Here is a 15,484-nt window from a genome sequence, read left to right on the forward strand (position 1 = left end):
ATGAACGCAATAAACCGAGATCTAACCACCATCAATTTTCAATTTTTGATGTTGGTTCGTGAGTGTGCTAAACGTAATATTCTTGAAGCCATCTGGCGATTCCGAATGGATAAGTCTGATGCGGAAAGAATATCGGATATGTCTCTTGATCAGATCCAAGACCTGGCTGCCTGCGGCCGGTCCACTCTGGCCATATCACCGTTACCAGAAACGCCGGCCCATCATATACCGGCCAATGTTGTCGCTGCGTTATTGCCCATTCCGGAAGCACCGTCTTCCGAGCGGACCTCGGAAGACGCTGGCCTCCCATTCTCAGCTAACGGGGGCCATGCTGAATGAACGCTATACTGGCACGCGAAAATACTTTAGACGTTACGCATCTGCGTTTAACGCCCAAGGAGACTGATATCCTGGGGATGAAACGAAAGCTGAATCTGGCTACCGGCATTATAAAAAAGGAGGGGCGTCCGACGATCGTGCGAGCTGTTTGCCGAATCTCCAAAGCGTCAGCGGTGCAGCTGTATAAGGAAATACACGGTAAGGGCCCAAGTTCCGGCTTACTGCCCTACGATCCGGAATGGGTCATGAAATCGCCGGAAAATTGTCTGCACGCCTCCGTCTATTGCAACATTCATGAGACGTTGGTTCGTGCCGAGACAGATGCCTGGCGAGGGGAAATTTTTCTTGAAGCGTATGAACGCTATGAGGAAACGTTCGCCTTCAGGCGCCAACCGGTGCTGCTTAATATCAACCGTGCCTGGTTCATTGAGCGGCAAATCAGCCTGTCAGACGTTAGTCGAATGAGCTGCGGCCGATGTAATTACACTTACGCCACCATCAAGGAATACCCGGAAGGCTACAAGTTCTGTCCGATCTGCGATGCCACTATCGATTCGCTCGGGCGCCAGAAATGGCGCAAGGTGAATTTTGGGGTATGCGGCGGTCACAACAGGATCAAAAAGTCTTTATATCTCGAAGCCGTTTAAGAAAAGGATTGCTCATGATTTCTTTGAAGGAGTTTTTCAAGCGAAACACAAAAAATGCCCACGGCTCACGGCTCGCCAAACTGGTATCGACAGAGCTGTACCTGTCAAAAGAGCCGTGCGAGATCGATTTTGCCGATGTCTCGCACTTGTCGCCTGTTTTTTTTCAGGATTTTATCTTTCCGCTAGTCCTTGAATTTGGCTCTCAAACGCTGAGCGCCCGGCTGAAATTTGCCAATCTGCGGGAGGAACATATAAACGCCTATCGGACAGCGTGTAATCAAACTACTGATCATATCGACAAGCTTTTGGCCCAGGACGTCCGGCCGTTTGGCGAGATTTCGGATCTAACCTGCGAACTGCTGATCAAGGCGCGGGAGTTGTCGAGAAACGATCCGGCCACGGCGAAAATCATTTTCGGCATCAACCACAGCATGATCGATTTTTTCGCCAACATGGACATGGAGCAAATCCGACGGGTGGCCGGCTCAGGCGTTATTTGCTTCGAGCCCCGGTTTACGCCTGAGTTTGCTGCGAAACTGGCTGCGCTTGAAGCGCATGAAATGGATGTTTTTCTGCATGTCGTGGGTGGACTGGAGGACACGTATGAGCCAGCCTACGCTTGATCAGTACCATTTGGCCTTGGAGATGCTGGCTTACAAGGCGCGCATCTCCATTGTGTCGAAGGCTACGGGCTTGCCGCCGGCCCTTTTGCGCCGGGAATATGTGCGAATGCACCAGAAATCGCCGTCTTGTGGGGCGATGAAAACGACGCCCCAGTTTTTCTTCAAGAAGTTCTCACGCCATAAGGAAGCTACGCTGTTCACGTTCTTTTACAGTCTGGAGCCCGAATCGAACCTGTGTAAGAAGTTGATGAATGCCTATAAACGGTATACCGCTTACATCAAAGCCGTCTGGCACGACGAGCCACTGATCGATTTCTCGGATGCCTGGTTTATCTCAGGATGGCATGATTCCGGCGATCTGCGCTTGGTGCGTTGCAGTCATTGCCGCAGCATAAAGCTTATCAATAAAGAATATAACCTTTGCTGCGTTTGTAGGTTTTAATCGACTAGGTAACGAAGTCCTTGAACGAATATGGGTTTGTTGGTGGGCCGTGTGCGATTCGAACGCACGACCATCGCATTAAAAGTTCGAGGCTAAAGTCTATTAGAAAACTGCATACTACTTATAACATCCTTTAATCAATAGGATAGATCACATTTAAAAGCGTGTAAAGTTGTTAAAAGTAGTATGAGGAAAAATAAACTACTGTAGTTTTTACTGTAGTTTTACTGGCATAAAAAACCAGCCTAAGCCGATTCTCTCTTTAGAGTTTGTGGTTTGTGCATATTCTGGCCCAACCTGAACACCTATTCTGATTCAATCTGAACACTGATTCTGATCGAAGTTGAACACTGATTCTGATTTCAAGCTGAACACTTTTTGGAGATTTTCCGGAATCAGTGTTCAAGATGCCGGAATCACTGTTCAGATTGCCAGAATCATTTCTAACGCATTGTTTTGTTCAACCTTAGTATCCTGTTCCGATTTTTGGAAAGGATATGTCAGCCCAACGAATTGCAATGCGAAAAATCAGAGAAGTTTTACGACTGCGCCTCAGTGCCGAATTGAGCATCCGGCAAATCAGCGCCGGCACCAAGATCAGTATCGGCAGTATCCAGAACATCCTCAAGCTGGCCGAACAGCACCAGCTCTGCTGGCCGCTGCCGGATGATCTGGACGACCAGGCCCTGGCGTTGAGGTTATATCCAGGATCCGATGCCCGGCCTGCCAGAAAATTTCAGCAGCCGGTGTGGTCGGAGATTCATCAGGAACTGAAGAAAAAAGGCGTGACCAAGCAGTTGCTGTGGGAAGAATATACCCGACAGTATCCGAACCGCTGTTACAGCTACTCGCAGTTCTGCGCCCGCTATGCCGACTGGTTGAAGCGGCAGCAGCGCTCCATGCGGCAAACGCATCGGGCCGGCGACAAGCTGTTCATCGATTATGCCGGCCCGACCGTGCCCATCATCTGCGCTGGCGGCGAGATCCGCCCGGCCAGTATCTTTGTCGCGGTGCTGGGCGCTTCCAGTTACACCTATGCCGAAGCCACCTGGAGCCAGAGTCTGCCGGACTGGCTGGGCAGCCATGTGCGGGCCTTCGAGTTTTTCGGCGGCTGTCCGGCACTGTTGGTGCCCGATAATCTGAAAAGCGGGGTCAGCAAGGCTTGCCGCTATGAGCCGGAGCTCAATCCGGCCTATCAGCAGCTGGCCGCCCATTACGGAGTGGCCGTGCTGCCGGCCCGGCCTTATAAGCCCAAAGACAAAGCCAAGGCCGAAGTCGGCGTGCAACTGGTCGAGCGCTGGATCCTGGCCCGGCTGCGCCATCAGACATTTTTCTCGCTGGCCGAACTGAATCAGTGCATCCGAGCCCGGCTGGCCGAACTGAACGATAAGCCGTTCAAGCAGTGGCCGGGCAGTCGCCGGCAATGGTTCGAGCAACTGGATCAACCGGCGCTGGCACCGTTGCCGAAACATGCCTATCGCTATATTGCGATCAAGACGGTCCGGGTCGCTATCGATTACCATGTCCCGTACGAGCAGCACTGGTATTCAGTCCCGCATCACTGCGTCGGCGAGCCGGTGGAGATTCATGCCGGCGAGCGCTTGTCTGGGTGAACGCTCAGTTAAACCGTCAACAGCATCCGGAACAGGCCTACCGCGTCTGTTTGGGTTTGCTGAATCTGCAGCGTAGCTATCCGCCCGAACGTTTGAACCGGGCCTGCGCCCTCGCCAATCGGGAGGGCCTGTATCGATTGAAAAACATCAAAGCCATTCTGCTCAGTCACCGTGATCAGTTACCGGATCCCATGTTTGTGCAAACCTCTTTACTTCCCCAGGATCATGAAAATATTCGCGGACCTGACAGTTTTCACTGAAGTCCGTTTGCCCCATAAACGATTAACCCAAGGATTACCCAAAAATGATTGCACAAACCCTCAGCCAACTGCGGCAACTGAAACTGACCGGCATGGCCTCAGCCCTGCAAACGCAACAGGAGCAACCTGGCCCCTATGAAGGCCTGTCTTTTGCCGAACGCCTGCAACTGCTGGTCGACCAGGAAAACCAGGAACGCCAGCAACGCAAACAGGAACGACTGATCCGGACGGCCCAGTTTAAACTCAAAGCCCATGCCCAAGGCATTGATTACCAGCATCCCCGGGGGTTGCAGCAAAGCCAAATGGCGGCATTGCTGCAGTGCGACTGGATCCGCAAAGCGCAGAACCTGTTGCTGACCGGCCCCTGCGGCAGCGGCAAGACCTATCTCGCCTGTGCGCTGGGGCATCAGGCCTGCTTGAAAGAGTACAGCGTGCGCTATGTCCGGCTCTCCCGCCTCATCCTGGCGCTGACCCAGGCCAAAGCCGACGGCAGTTATGGCAAGCTGCTGAAGAACCTGGCCAGCTTCGATTTGCTGATCATCGACGACTGGGGGCTGGAGCCGTTAAAAGCTGCCACCCGCAATGACCTGATGGAAATCATGGATGACCGGCATGACCAATCCGCCACCGCCATCCTCAGTCAATTGCCCACCGATCAATGGTATCAGTCGATCGGCGACAATACCTTGGCCGATGCCATTTTAGACCGGCTCATGCACAACGCGCACCGGATCAATTTGAAAGGTGAATCGATGCGTAAAAAATTGAATTCCTTGACCCAAGCTGAACACTTGGGATAAAAATTTACTGCCACGGATGCGTTAGGATTTTAACTGTTCAAATTGTCCAGAATCGGTGTTCAAATTAATCAGAATACGCAGTTTGTATAACTCTGGGTTTGATCTAATGTCTATGAATCACACATCTAATGGTTTCCAAAATCGCCCTCAACTAAAAAGATAACTGGAATACTATTACTTCTTTCGTTTTGCTAGCAATTCCCGCACAACCGCTTGCTTATCCTCTATTTTTTTAATCTGTTCTTTATTTTTAATCTGTTCATTATAAGAGTCGCCATCCTTAGCTATGTAATTAGTACCATATCCCGTGGGATAACTCGACTTGAGACCACTCAATGCATGTTGATAAGCTTCTTCTGCCTCTTCCAAGCGTGCTGTCCCAGCTCTCCTTTCGCCTAATTTCTTCAGTAGATCACCCAAACCTTCCCATTGATATGGTGCCTCTCTTCCTTTAAGTTCTTTGAATTCCTCACGGTAGAGGATCAGGGTCTCCTCCAACTGGTCAGCATCAGTTTCTCGCTCACCCAAACTAATAAGCGTATGTAGAAGACTGATCCGCACATTTTGAATTTGCTGCTGAAGACCCAACAATTTGTACTCCTGGAGAGCTTCCCGATAAGCCGCTACCGCTTCCTTTAGTTCCTTTATGTTATGCCGTACCCCATTTCTACTCAGCAAGTTTCCCAATGTCTCCTTTACTATCACATGTACAAACGGTGCTTGCTCACCTTTAGGTTTTTGAAGCCCTTTCAGTTCCTCAAGATAGGAAGCGCGTTCTTCTTCGTCCATAGACTTGATCCGCACGTTGATTGCCGAGCAAAGCTTAAAATATATAAATGGAGAATCAGGATTGGGCTTTAATGCCGTCAGATAAACGTCTATAACTTCTTTGAGATGCGCTGTACAGCTACGCCCAGATATATCCCACCAGCAAATTATGAATAACGTATCACCTAATTGCTCCTTCAATCTCGCCCAATCATTCAGTTTTTTTTCTCGGTTTGTTTTTCTTAATGCCTCACGATAAGTAACAGCAGTTTGTTGCATGTAAGCTATCATCTTCTTTCTGTCCCTAGATGGAAGCAGTGCATAGCTTCCTGGATATTGGCTATATATCGTTGGCAAACCAAATAAGCCCTTACCCCAATATACTTCCACATAAAGTAATAAAGCTTCGCTAAAACGCCTAATATTATTCTCTCGCAAACCTAGTTCACTCAGTACATTGGCCAGATTCCCTTGTACCTCTTCCCGATCGAATTGTGAGCCTCTTTCAATGACATTTTTAAGAGCTTCCCGATAAGTAACTACAGCTTGCAACAAGAACCCCATATCATTTTCACGCATGCCCCTGCGCGAGTACGCATTACCGAGCTTTTTATAAAGAATAACCATTTGAAAGGGCTCTCTTGTTAATCTTTTTCCATCTCCCTCGGCTCTGATTTGCTCCTCGATGAATAAAGATCTTCGATAAGCTTTTATTCCTTGTTCAAGCCATGACGAATCCGCTTCTCTATCACTCAAAGTCATCAGCACGTCGCCTAGTGACTCCTCTAGAAATGATTGATTCCACAGATTAGAAGAGTTAGAAATATTGCTGGATAAGCGGTATGCCTTAAGCGCTTCATGATAAGCCGTTACTGCTTCTTTTAAGTAAGAAGTACTGTTTTGCCTTCGGGTGTCTAACGTTAACGTTACCAAGGCGTTACCTAAATTGGATTGCATTCTTGCCCATTCCAATGGATGTTTTTCCCGGAAATTCGCCTTTAGCGCTTCACGATAAACAGACACCGCCTCTTCAGTCTTGCCTAAAGATAAGAGTGAGGAGCCCAGAGATAATTGTGCATCTGCCCAGTCGAAAAATGCATTTTCGGGTTTGTATACTTTCAACGCCTCACGATAAGCAGATGCTGCTCCTTCAAAGAAATTAGCCGATTCAATACTATAGGGAGGAAAATATGTACGCACTATATTGGACCCCATATAGGACCCTATATGATCCCCCATATGGGACATTAAGTCCCCTAATCTGGATTGTATTTTTGCCCATTCTGATGGCGCTTTATCCTGCGTGAATAGGCCGAGTGCCTCGTAATAAGCCGCGCTCGCTTCTTTAAACACTCTTAGAAGTGTATTATCATCTGATACCCAAAAAAGCTCCTCTTCCAGAGCATCGCCCAAATCAATTTGCACCTGTGCCCAGAGCCTAGGAGTCTCCGTTCGATCGTATACTTTTAGCAACTCTCTGTAGGCTTCTTCCACCTTCTTGATCGACTCTCGATAGGTGACCTTTACCTCTTCCATCTGCATCCTTGCGCCCTTGATACACAAAAGTTTTAGAGTGGAAGCCAAATTAATCTGCACATTTGCCCATTCTTCCGGTGTCTTTTCCCGCGAGAATACCTTTAAACTCTCCTGGTAGGCCACTTTAGCCTCCTCCAGAAGCTTCTCACTTCCTGTACGCTCGCCTTGCAATTGTAGAGTTACAGCTAGATCACTTTGTGCACGCGCCCATTCCAGCGGCACTCTCTCTCGAGTAAATTCCTGAAGTACTTCTCGGTAAAGGGATTCCGCTTCTTTTAGATGCACAATGCCAGTCTCTTGCATACCTAAAGTACGTAATATTAGGGCTAAAATACTCTGAGCATTAGCCCAACGCAGTGGCGTTTTCTCCCTGGAAAGTTCTTTCAGTCCATCTCTAGCAGCAATTTCCGCCTGTTCCATTTTCTCACTGTTTAATTCCTGCTCACCAATTTTTAAGATGTCGGAACTCATTAAAAATTGCACTAACGCCCATTCAAATGGGCTTTTGTCTCTTGGAAATCCCTTAATAGCTTCTTTAAAAGCAGCGATTGCCTCCTTTCTCCGCTCCGTACCGATTTCTCGATCCCCCATGATCATGAATGCCCCCCCTAAAATGGAGTTCGTCGCTCCCCATTCATATGGCGTTTTATCGAGTGTATAAAAGCGCAGGGCTTCTCGGCAGGCAGTAATCGCTCGCGCTATCGGTCTGTTTTTTCTTGTTTCTTCGCCCAAAGTAAATAATGAAGCTGCAAGAATCATTGAAGTGCGGGCACGATCTTCTTCTCTCCAGTCAAGTTTTTCATCACTTACCTCCAGAATCTTGCTCACTTTATCAATATATAACTTAAGTTTATCGGCTTGCAGGACACCTTCACGTTCTGAAACAATTTCAACTTGCCTCTCAACCAACATTTGAATGACCTTAACTAAATCAGTCCAAAATAATTGGGGCAGACGAAAATTTGTCGGCATATATATGTCCCGACGCTTGCTCAGAGCAATATCTGAAGAAATTGTCCACCAAAGTTTGGGGCTAACCTTGTCTCCTTCCACCAGAACTGTGCCCCAAATCAAAACATCAGCGCCAGTTTTACGTAAATATTCCTTCGCTTCATCTTCAGCTGCTCTCTCAGCATCTTCAGGAATATTGCCTTTCGAAATCTTTATTGTGCGATCTACTCTCAGAACCTGAACACCTTCAAAATCTCTTAGAGCTTCAATGAGCAGTTTTTCACTCTGCTGATCTAAGGTGTCGTTTTCAAGATGCGCTACTGCAATACTAAATCGGTTGGGGTCTGCGTGGGGCAGAGGATTTTGGATCAATGGGCGAGTAATGTTCGAGAAGAATGTATGAATGGAACTAGCAGGAACAAAGAAGCTAATCAAAGTAACAAGAGCAGCCAATACGACAATTGTTTGTGCAAATCCAAATCTGCTTAGTAACTTCCATAGTCGATTTATATCTGATCCCCAATTAGCAACTTTTTTTTTAAACCAGTGTTGAATGTTCATAATTAATTCTGGAAGAACTAAATCAGTTAAAGTGACAACTAAAAATGACTATTGTTTTATTTTTGAGTTTTTCTTGCCCACCAGTCTTTATTCAGAACTATTGAAAAATATGAAAATATTTCTGACGTTTGTAAATCAACGCTCAATCTTTTCCAGCTATCAACGCTGCTTTTCTCAGCTTAATATGGCATAATATTTTGATTTCATAAGCAATACTTTGGCATCTGGAAAATTTTCAATGTTGATTGCTATTAGTTATCTGGTAAGTTTTGCATGGTGATTAACACTGGAACCACTCTAAATCAAGCAGCAACCTTGGGGTTTAGTGCTAATTTGGCCTATTCGGTTAGTCGTTGTGAAACCTTTTACTCGTATTACAGCGGGAAGATGGCGTTATTGAATGACCGATTTTCTTCTGGGCCAGGTTTTTATCTTCATGAAGTTAGCCCAGGGAAGGAATCTAAAGGGCCATTGAGACAACTGACGCGTCCGTTCGAGATCGTGTGGGACATCTTGACCAAAGCGATGGGAATATGACTATAAGGCCTTTTATGCGACACTCACCATTTAAAACCCATGGGAATCTCATCCCTCAGATGTGCGCATTTGTGAGTGGTCGCAAGCTGAAAACTACGGCAAGTTAACGATTGGCACCTCCGCCTCAGATAGCAGACCTTCATGACACAGAAAGCCAGACGACTCTTCTGGGTAGATTTTAGCCTGTGGACTGACTGACGAATCCGGCAACAACCGGTCGATTATAAATGGCGTAGAATGGTCGGTGAATCTCGGAAAGCGGTCCCTCATAACGCTAGGCATGAGCCGCGAACTCGAATACGCGACCTGATCAAGCTGGGTGTCGGCAAACGACAGGCCATTCTCTTGGGGCTCAGTTCCAAAGGGTACTATCGGTTGGCGAAAACCTATGCAGTGCAACGCGGACTCAGCGATCAATGGCTTAAGGATCAGGGTCTCATCTCGGTCAGAGAACAGTGGATCAAGTTTCATTATAACTGATGAATCGCCCGGTGCAGACTTGCATGTCAGGTAGTGTGGTAACTGGGGCTAAATAGCCCCAGTTACCCGATTATGTGCCACCGCCTTCCGCTCTCCGCTTTTCAAGTTCCGTCCGGGCATCATCAAGCGTTCCTAAATTATCTGTCTCTGCATTCCTTACAAAACGCCTTATTCGGGCAACTTCTTCAAAATAGGCATCTATCTGTTCAGATTGCGTTTTTCCCAAAGAGTTCGGTCGATCAAGAAGGCGCCTCATCAAATCATAGAATTCGGATTCACCGTGCCGAAAAGCCTTTAGATTATCTTCGACCTTGAGACCCTGATGAAATGCCAACAGAACTGCCGTTATGGCCGAAAGAATGGTAACGGCTTCCTTCGAAAAGTTACTATCTACAATGAACGGGGTGAGAACCGGGATCACTACCGCCGAAGGGATGGTCCATAGCAGAAGGTAGTAATGCAAGGATTTGTATAGCTCTGCTAGGTTCTTCCAATATCCCAACGTCCCTTGAATTCTCGAATAGTGCTGCAAAAGCAGCTTCTTGTGCTTTTCATCGAAGTGAGAGCTTTCTTGAAATCCTTCACCGCCAGGCTTCAACTCGACCTTTCGGGCAATGGCCTTTGCAACTGGAAGGAAGGTCGCAATCAATGTGATCAGGTAAACAACTATCCCAATCTTCCAAGCATCCACGGGCCTTTAAGCGCTTCGCAATAAATCCATTTGCGTTATGCTATTGAGCATTTGGATGCGATGAAAGAACAAAACGTGGCACGGGTTGCACGGATAGAGTTAATGGAAATTGAGGGTGATGATCTGCGGCTGATCATCAAAAAAGGCGCTAATTGGCATGAACGAGAGCGAGCCGAAACCATATTATTACTGGCTTCGGGGAAAACCGTAAAAGAGGTTGCCGAACAACAAGGCCTGTGCCTTGAAGCGGTCCGAATTCGGCGACGCAACTGGTTGAAGTTCGGTTTAGCCAGTTTGCCGGATCAGCCACGGAGTGGTGCACCGCGTAAACTGACGGATGAACACCGTCAGCAATTAGGTCAATGGGTTGAAGCCGAAGCGTTATCATCCCGGGAATTATTAACACGCTTGGCTGAACAATATCAAGTCCAAATTGGACCGACTACCTTGCGAACTGAGCTCAAGCGCTTGGGCTATGTGTGGAAACGAACACGCTACAGTTTAAAAAAAAGCGCGACCCCGAACGCTTCGAACAATCCCGTCAGGACATCGACCGATTGATTCAGCAAGCGCAGGCGGGTGAAATCGAATTGGCTTACGTGGACGAGGCAGGGTTTGCGCCACAACCGCCGAATCGTTCAGCCTGGACGAAACGCGGCGAAACCCATGCTGTCACGGCAAAACGGGCGCAGCGATTAAATGTGATTGGCGCTCTCTTGTCTTCGGGAGAATTGATGTTGGCAAAATTATGGAAAAGCGTGAACGGTTTGTGGTTCTTTGGTTTTTTGATGGCATTGGTTGAGCGCATCAATAAGCCATTAGTGGTGATCCTGGATAATGCCTCGATTCATACTACTAAAAAGCTCGCCCCCTATTGGGAGCTACTGAAAAACAAAGGTATGCAGTTTTACTTCCTGCCGCCTTACAGTCCAGAGTTAAATCGCATTGAAATGTTATGGTACAAAATGAAATACGAGTGGTTGCCTTTCAAATCATTTACGCCAGCTGAACTTGAACAGGCCATTGATGAAATTACAGTTGGTTTCGGCTCTCAATACCAACTAACTTTCTGCTAGGCGCTTACCTCTTTTGCACATAACAAATGATTAAATAATTTTCTGTATATCATCCATGATTACCTCATTCTGGGCAATAAATTCAGCGCATGCCATCAAAACGCTAATAGTGTATCTTCTCGTATCGGATGATATAGGGTTTTTTCTTATCTTATCGATTGTCTGTTATCCGCTAATAAACCAGTCATTCAAACAATTGAGATAAAAGACCAATTTTGGGTCGACTGCGATTACCCAACCTGACCCATATATACCTAGGCCACCACGGCCATTGTTAGCATGATGAAAACGATAGTGTAGTCGTGCCAGTTTGCTTTCCGATATATTTGCGACACTGACAGTTGCGACTATTGCGACAGTTACTCAGGTAAAAGGATTGATTTGGATGATGGTATCAAAGATGAGCTGCAACCAATCTATCATTAATTGAATGAATTCGTTCCTGCCGATACTATATTTATGATCATAAATCGCAAATCCAACTCGTAAACATCTTAGCGTATGATCAATATTATTATGCTTTCCTAGCAACAGAGCACTCTACATTAATATCTTCATCGACTACCTTGCCCACATTTCTCATTTCCTTCGTCCATTTAACATTGGACCATGTTTGCTGAAAACATTGATTTATAGCGGATATAATATTTCTTGGGGACTCGGGTGTTTCTGGCAACTGGGAGCTAACCCACTCACCCCAGCCAAAATCTTGGCGTTCAGTAAAAGAGCCAAGCACGAACGCATCATCAGATAATTTAAATTGACTATCAAAGTCTGCTTTAGATATTGAGGCAGGGCATTTAAGATTCTCCGACCATACCAGCACAATCTCTTCAGTTCCATCTCGCCGCAAGTACGCCTTAAATTCTTCTGCAGTAATATACTTACTAGCTAACATTATTATAGGTAAATGTTCTGCGGATACTCCCAGACTAAGCAGTTTACTAGTCATCCATGGGGAAGAATGTTTTATATTCTCATGAACAGTTTGCGCCCAAGTAGTTAAAGCTTCTGCTGAACAAATTGGTTTAGCAAGGCTGCGAGCTAAGTCTACATTATTGCTAGAAAGCAATATACCGCACATATTATCCAACTTGCTCATTGAAATCCCTTTATGGGCAAGTACACCGAGCTCATATCCGAAACTGCTAATCGATGGCGAATCTATGCCGATGCGTCCAACAATAGTTCCATTATTCTCGCTTACATTATAAAAACTTTCTGTGTACTGCAGTAAATCAGTTTCTGGGTATGCTGGAGCCAAACGTTGCAGCAATTTGATAGGGGACAATTTTTCCCAGTCATTGGCTTCGATTGTTTTAGTTTTCTGACCCACCCCATCTTGGCACCACACATCTATATCAAGCGCTGGGGCTAATATACCGACAGTTTGAGCCAGTGTCATTTCTTGAGCAGGACTTGAACTTGACAACATATATCTGATCCCCCCAGTGTGAAATTCTTCTAAGAGAGAAGCACGGCCATTCCTTAATCGGACTGATACACAAGTGCCGGGTTCGTCCAGTTTTAGCTCTGTGGGAGTGTTTAATAAAAGGCTCTTATTGGATTCCAGGGAGATACCCAACCATTGCTGAAAGCTTGAATTTGAGGTTCAGTATCCCCAGATAGGACGGATGATTACCTTACCTCAACTATTAGACAATGCCAAATGCTTTGAAACGATTCGCGTCCTGCGCTGGCCGGATAAAGTCTCTTGTCCCCATTGCGGCTCAGAAGCCATAATCAAGCAGGGCAAGGATGATACCCAGTCTGAAAGGCAGCGTTACAGCTGCAAGGCCTGTCAGCGCAAATTCGACGATTTAACCGGTACGATTTTCGCGGGTCACCATCAACCCTTGAAGATCTGGGTGCTGTGCTTGTATTTTATGGGCTTGAACTTATCGAACGCGCAGATTGCCCGTGAGCTGGATTTAAATGAAACGGACGTTCAGCCAATGACCCAGCAGTTGCGGTCAGGGATCGTCAGCAAAAGACCAGTGGTGGTGCTGGAAGGCGAAGTCGAATGCGACGAAGTTTATGTGGTAGCCGGGCATAAAGGCCAACCGGAAGCCGTAAAAAAAAGGCCGAAAAGGTCGGCGTAACCGCTTAAAAGGTGCGCGTGGACGCGGTACGCTGGCCAAGGAAAAGCCGCCGATATTGGGCATGATTCAACGCGGCGGACCAGTGGTCATTCAGATGCTGGACAATGTTCAGCAAACGACCATCCAGCCTGTGATTCAAAGCACCATAGCGCCGGGTACGCTCATTTACACCGATGAATATGCGATTTATGACCGCCTGGAGTCATGGGGATACGCGCGAAAAAGCGTTTGCCATGGTGCCGGGGAATATGCGCGCGATGAGGACGGTGATGGGTTTTATGAAGTGCATGTGAACACAATGGAAGGGTTTTGGTCGCTGCTGCGTTCCTGGTTACGCCCGCATCGCGGGATTTCTCAAGCGCATCTGCCCATTTATTTAGGCTTTTTCGAGTTTGTCCATAACGCCAGAAAACGCGGTAAAGCGTTATTAAGTTCTCTGTTGGAGCTGATTATCAGCTAACTCCCTGGAATCCATTATGAGCCTAATAAAATTGGTCTAGCATTGGTACGCTGCCGCAAATATAGTGTAGCCTGATTAGATTCAGCATCACCGTCCCGCCAAGTAGTTACCTTGATCTCATCACCAAGCATAAATACTGAGAAAAAACCAATGCCGAATTGCCCAACAGCTTCAAAACCTTTCCCTGCTAAGCCTGTCCATTGTTCGCGCAAAGCAGCATCTCGCCACAAAGACCGGCCAAAATCGAGTAAAACATCAGTCAGCACATAACGGCTCATACCGATGCCATTATCTTGAACATGTAACCACCATGCTCCATCTTCTTCTTTCAGAAAAATATCGATGCGTCCATGTTCCGGCTTGTTTCTGTATAAGCGACGTGCACGAATAGCATCAGCCGCATTCTGGATAAGTTCTCTCAGAGCCAGATGAGGTTCATCGCCATAAAGCTTTGCACCACCGAATCTCTCAATCACACTGCCAACATTTCTTATTTGAAAACTTACATCAACTGGACGCCAGCCTTGCACCGGCACATTCTGTACAAATATTGACAAATCTTGTGCCCCTGCCACTCCTTTTGCAAGTAACTCATTCCGGCCATTGTTTTTTAAAATACGATTAGCAGTACGAATTTCACGGTCAATCATTGTCATGGTGTCGTAACAACGCCACCATGCATCTGAATCTTTCTCTTCAAAAGCTCGACTGGACCAGTAAAGCTCGTCTTGGTCATTGATTGCTAAAGACCCTAAATGATTTTGAAAAAGCCAGTGCTCTCTTGATATGCCCGTGGGCTGAATTAAGCTCGTCAACATATCAGGAGCACGGCGACTATCAATATGTGCAGCATCAATACAACGAAGCAACATCGCTATTTTTAGACGATCAACTTTCCACTGTGCACTTGCATCCAGACCTAGTGAGCTAGGTGGAGTAAGAGGTGCGGCATTAGCCCATTCTTGTTCAGCAACAGCCGCATCTTTACCATGACTAGCGGCGATTCTTCCTATATGGGGACCATAGTAATTCCGCAGCTCTATATCTTCCATCAAATTGCGCGATTCGCCATCTAGACCTGGCCAGCATTGCATCAGTAATTTCTCAGCTTGTCGAGAATGCAAAAGCCTGAGAGTCTCAAAGAGCGTCATTTGATATTCTAATACCCCCTTTTTCATTGCATCTTCATCAAAACTTTTTTGTGCAACAAAATCCTTCCATTCTGAAGTAGCACGCAAACCATCTATGCCATTGGGAAATGCAAAGGTGGAGCAAGCAGCGTCGTGCAACAGGAACGCCATACCGAGAACAAAAGTTTCAGCTGGGTTTATATCGAATTCATCACCAATCAATTCATCAGCTATATCCCATAGGCTATCTAAGTGAGTGATATCATGCATCGTCAGATCTGGAAGCTCTTTGGCTATAAGACCTACAAGCGGCTCCACCGCTGATCGGGCTTTAATAAAAGCTTGACGTAGACGCTCACGCGCTGCTGTATAAGGATCACTATCTCCTTGGTTAGCTAAATTTTTCTTCCAAAGATTCGATTGTTTAAAAGTATCCAAGCTGAGTTTTATCCTAAATTGATCGATGAC

General features: G+C 46.6%; 14 protein-coding genes and 1 pseudogene. 11 read left to right on the plus strand and 4 right to left on the minus strand.

Features of this window, described 5'->3' with window-relative positions; all coding sequences use genetic code 11:
- The 6 genes and pseudogenes from METLU_RS0101365 (at position 1) to istB (ending at position 4,724) form a co-directional block, all read left to right on the plus strand.
- On the plus strand, positions 1–339 hold the full coding sequence (locus METLU_RS0101365) for a flagellar transcriptional regulator FlhD (RefSeq protein WP_027156658.1): 339 nt from the start codon (positions 1–3) through the stop codon (positions 337–339).
- Entirely contained in the window at positions 336–986 is a 651-nt protein-coding gene (locus METLU_RS0101370; protein ID WP_027156659.1) for a FlhC family transcriptional regulator, read from the plus strand. The genes METLU_RS0101365 and METLU_RS0101370 overlap by 4 nt, the downstream gene beginning before the upstream one ends.
- Positions 987–1,000: 14 nt before the next feature.
- On the plus strand, positions 1,001–1,609 hold the full coding sequence (locus METLU_RS0101375) for an STAS-like domain-containing protein (protein ID WP_027156660.1): 609 nt from the start codon (positions 1,001–1,003) through the stop codon (positions 1,607–1,609).
- Positions 1,590–2,051: a FlhC family transcriptional regulator gene (locus tag METLU_RS0101380; protein WP_027156661.1), complete on the plus strand. Its 462-nt coding sequence runs from the start codon at positions 1,590–1,592 to the stop codon at positions 2,049–2,051. The genes METLU_RS0101375 and METLU_RS0101380 overlap by 20 nt, the downstream gene beginning before the upstream one ends.
- A 497-nt stretch (positions 2,052–2,548) precedes the next feature.
- Positions 2,549–3,924, plus strand: a pseudogene (gene istA / locus METLU_RS24205) (IS21 family transposase).
- Between the two features lie 44 nt (positions 3,925–3,968).
- Complete coding sequence (gene istB / locus METLU_RS0101390) at positions 3,969–4,724, plus strand: IS21-like element helper ATPase IstB (RefSeq protein WP_027156662.1); 756 nt, start codon at positions 3,969–3,971, stop codon at positions 4,722–4,724.
- A 174-nt stretch (positions 4,725–4,898) separates the two neighbouring features.
- On the opposite strand, the gene METLU_RS0101395 is transcribed toward istB, so the two are convergent.
- A complete protein-coding gene (locus tag METLU_RS0101395; RefSeq protein ID WP_027156663.1) occupies positions 4,899–8,540 on the minus strand; it encodes a tetratricopeptide repeat protein in 3,642 nt (1,213 codons plus the stop codon).
- A gap of 774 nt (positions 8,541–9,314) precedes the next feature.
- Here METLU_RS0101395 and METLU_RS27695 point away from each other — a divergent pair.
- A complete protein-coding gene (locus METLU_RS27695; RefSeq protein ID WP_155920370.1) occupies positions 9,315–9,557 on the plus strand; it encodes a hypothetical protein in 243 nt (80 codons plus the stop codon).
- A gap of 70 nt (positions 9,558–9,627) precedes the next feature.
- On the opposite strand, the gene METLU_RS0101405 is transcribed toward METLU_RS27695, so the two are convergent.
- Positions 9,628–10,248 (minus strand): DUF4231 domain-containing protein, encoded by a 621-nt coding sequence (locus METLU_RS0101405; RefSeq protein ID WP_027156665.1) that lies wholly within the window; start codon positions 10,246–10,248, stop codon positions 9,628–9,630.
- Between the two features lie 60 nt (positions 10,249–10,308).
- On the opposite strand from METLU_RS0101405, the gene METLU_RS24210 reads away from it, so the two are divergent.
- Positions 10,309–10,809, plus strand: coding sequence for a helix-turn-helix domain-containing protein (locus METLU_RS24210; RefSeq protein ID WP_081678992.1), 501 nt, complete (start codon positions 10,309–10,311; stop codon positions 10,807–10,809).
- Positions 10,806–11,324: an IS630 family transposase gene (locus tag METLU_RS0101415; protein ID WP_051299724.1), complete on the plus strand. Its 519-nt coding sequence runs from the start codon at positions 10,806–10,808 to the stop codon at positions 11,322–11,324. Before METLU_RS24210 ends, METLU_RS0101415 begins: the two co-directional genes overlap by 4 nt.
- Positions 11,325–11,838: 514 nt before the next feature.
- Here the strand turns inward: METLU_RS0101415 and METLU_RS0101420 are convergent.
- Positions 11,839–12,759, minus strand: coding sequence for a hypothetical protein (locus tag METLU_RS0101420; protein WP_155920374.1), 921 nt, complete (start codon positions 12,757–12,759; stop codon positions 11,839–11,841).
- Between the two features lie 199 nt (positions 12,760–12,958).
- Between METLU_RS0101420 and METLU_RS28215 the strand changes: the two genes are divergently transcribed.
- Positions 12,959–13,426: an IS1/IS1595 family N-terminal zinc-binding domain-containing protein gene (locus METLU_RS28215; RefSeq protein ID WP_231383518.1), complete on the plus strand. Its 468-nt coding sequence runs from the start codon at positions 12,959–12,961 to the stop codon at positions 13,424–13,426.
- A gap of 31 nt (positions 13,427–13,457) precedes the next feature.
- Entirely contained in the window at positions 13,458–13,886 is a 429-nt protein-coding gene (locus METLU_RS28220; protein WP_231383524.1) for an IS1595 family transposase, read from the plus strand.
- A gap of 14 nt (positions 13,887–13,900) precedes the next feature.
- Here the strand turns inward: METLU_RS28220 and METLU_RS24220 are convergent, their stop codons facing one another.
- Entirely contained in the window at positions 13,901–15,454 is a 1,554-nt protein-coding gene (locus tag METLU_RS24220; RefSeq protein WP_051299725.1) for an HD domain-containing protein, read from the minus strand.
- Positions 15,455–15,484 lie beyond the last annotated feature (30 nt).

This window comes from Methylobacter luteus IMV-B-3098, assembly GCF_000427625.1.
GTDB classification, from domain to species: domain Bacteria; phylum Pseudomonadota; class Gammaproteobacteria; order Methylococcales; family Methylomonadaceae; genus Methylobacter; species Methylobacter luteus.

Bases quoted from the DNA above. Each gene is read 5' to 3' on its own strand.
- METLU_RS0101365 (WP_027156658.1), top strand. From the start codon at position 1: ATGAACGCAATAAACCGAGATCTAACCACCATCAATTTTCAATTTTTG.
- METLU_RS0101370 (WP_027156659.1), top strand. From the start codon at position 336: ATGAACGCTATACTGGCACGCGAAAATACTTTAGACGTTACGCATCTG.
- METLU_RS0101375 (WP_027156660.1), top strand. From the start codon at position 1,001: ATGATTTCTTTGAAGGAGTTTTTCAAGCGAAACACAAAAAATGCCCAC.
- METLU_RS0101380 (WP_027156661.1), top strand. From the start codon at position 1,590: ATGAGCCAGCCTACGCTTGATCAGTACCATTTGGCCTTGGAGATGCTG.
- istB (WP_027156662.1), top strand. From the start codon at position 3,969: ATGATTGCACAAACCCTCAGCCAACTGCGGCAACTGAAACTGACCGGC.
- METLU_RS0101395 (WP_027156663.1), bottom strand. From the start codon at position 8,540: ATGAACATTCAACACTGGTTTAAAAAAAAAGTTGCTAATTGGGGATCA.
- METLU_RS27695 (WP_155920370.1), top strand. From the start codon at position 9,315: ATGGTCGGTGAATCTCGGAAAGCGGTCCCTCATAACGCTAGGCATGAG.
- METLU_RS24210 (WP_081678992.1), top strand. From the start codon at position 10,309: ATGAAAGAACAAAACGTGGCACGGGTTGCACGGATAGAGTTAATGGAA.
- METLU_RS0101420 (WP_155920374.1), bottom strand. From the start codon at position 12,759: ATGTTGTCAAGTTCAAGTCCTGCTCAAGAAATGACACTGGCTCAAACT.
- METLU_RS28215 (WP_231383518.1), top strand. From the start codon at position 12,959: ATGATTACCTTACCTCAACTATTAGACAATGCCAAATGCTTTGAAACG.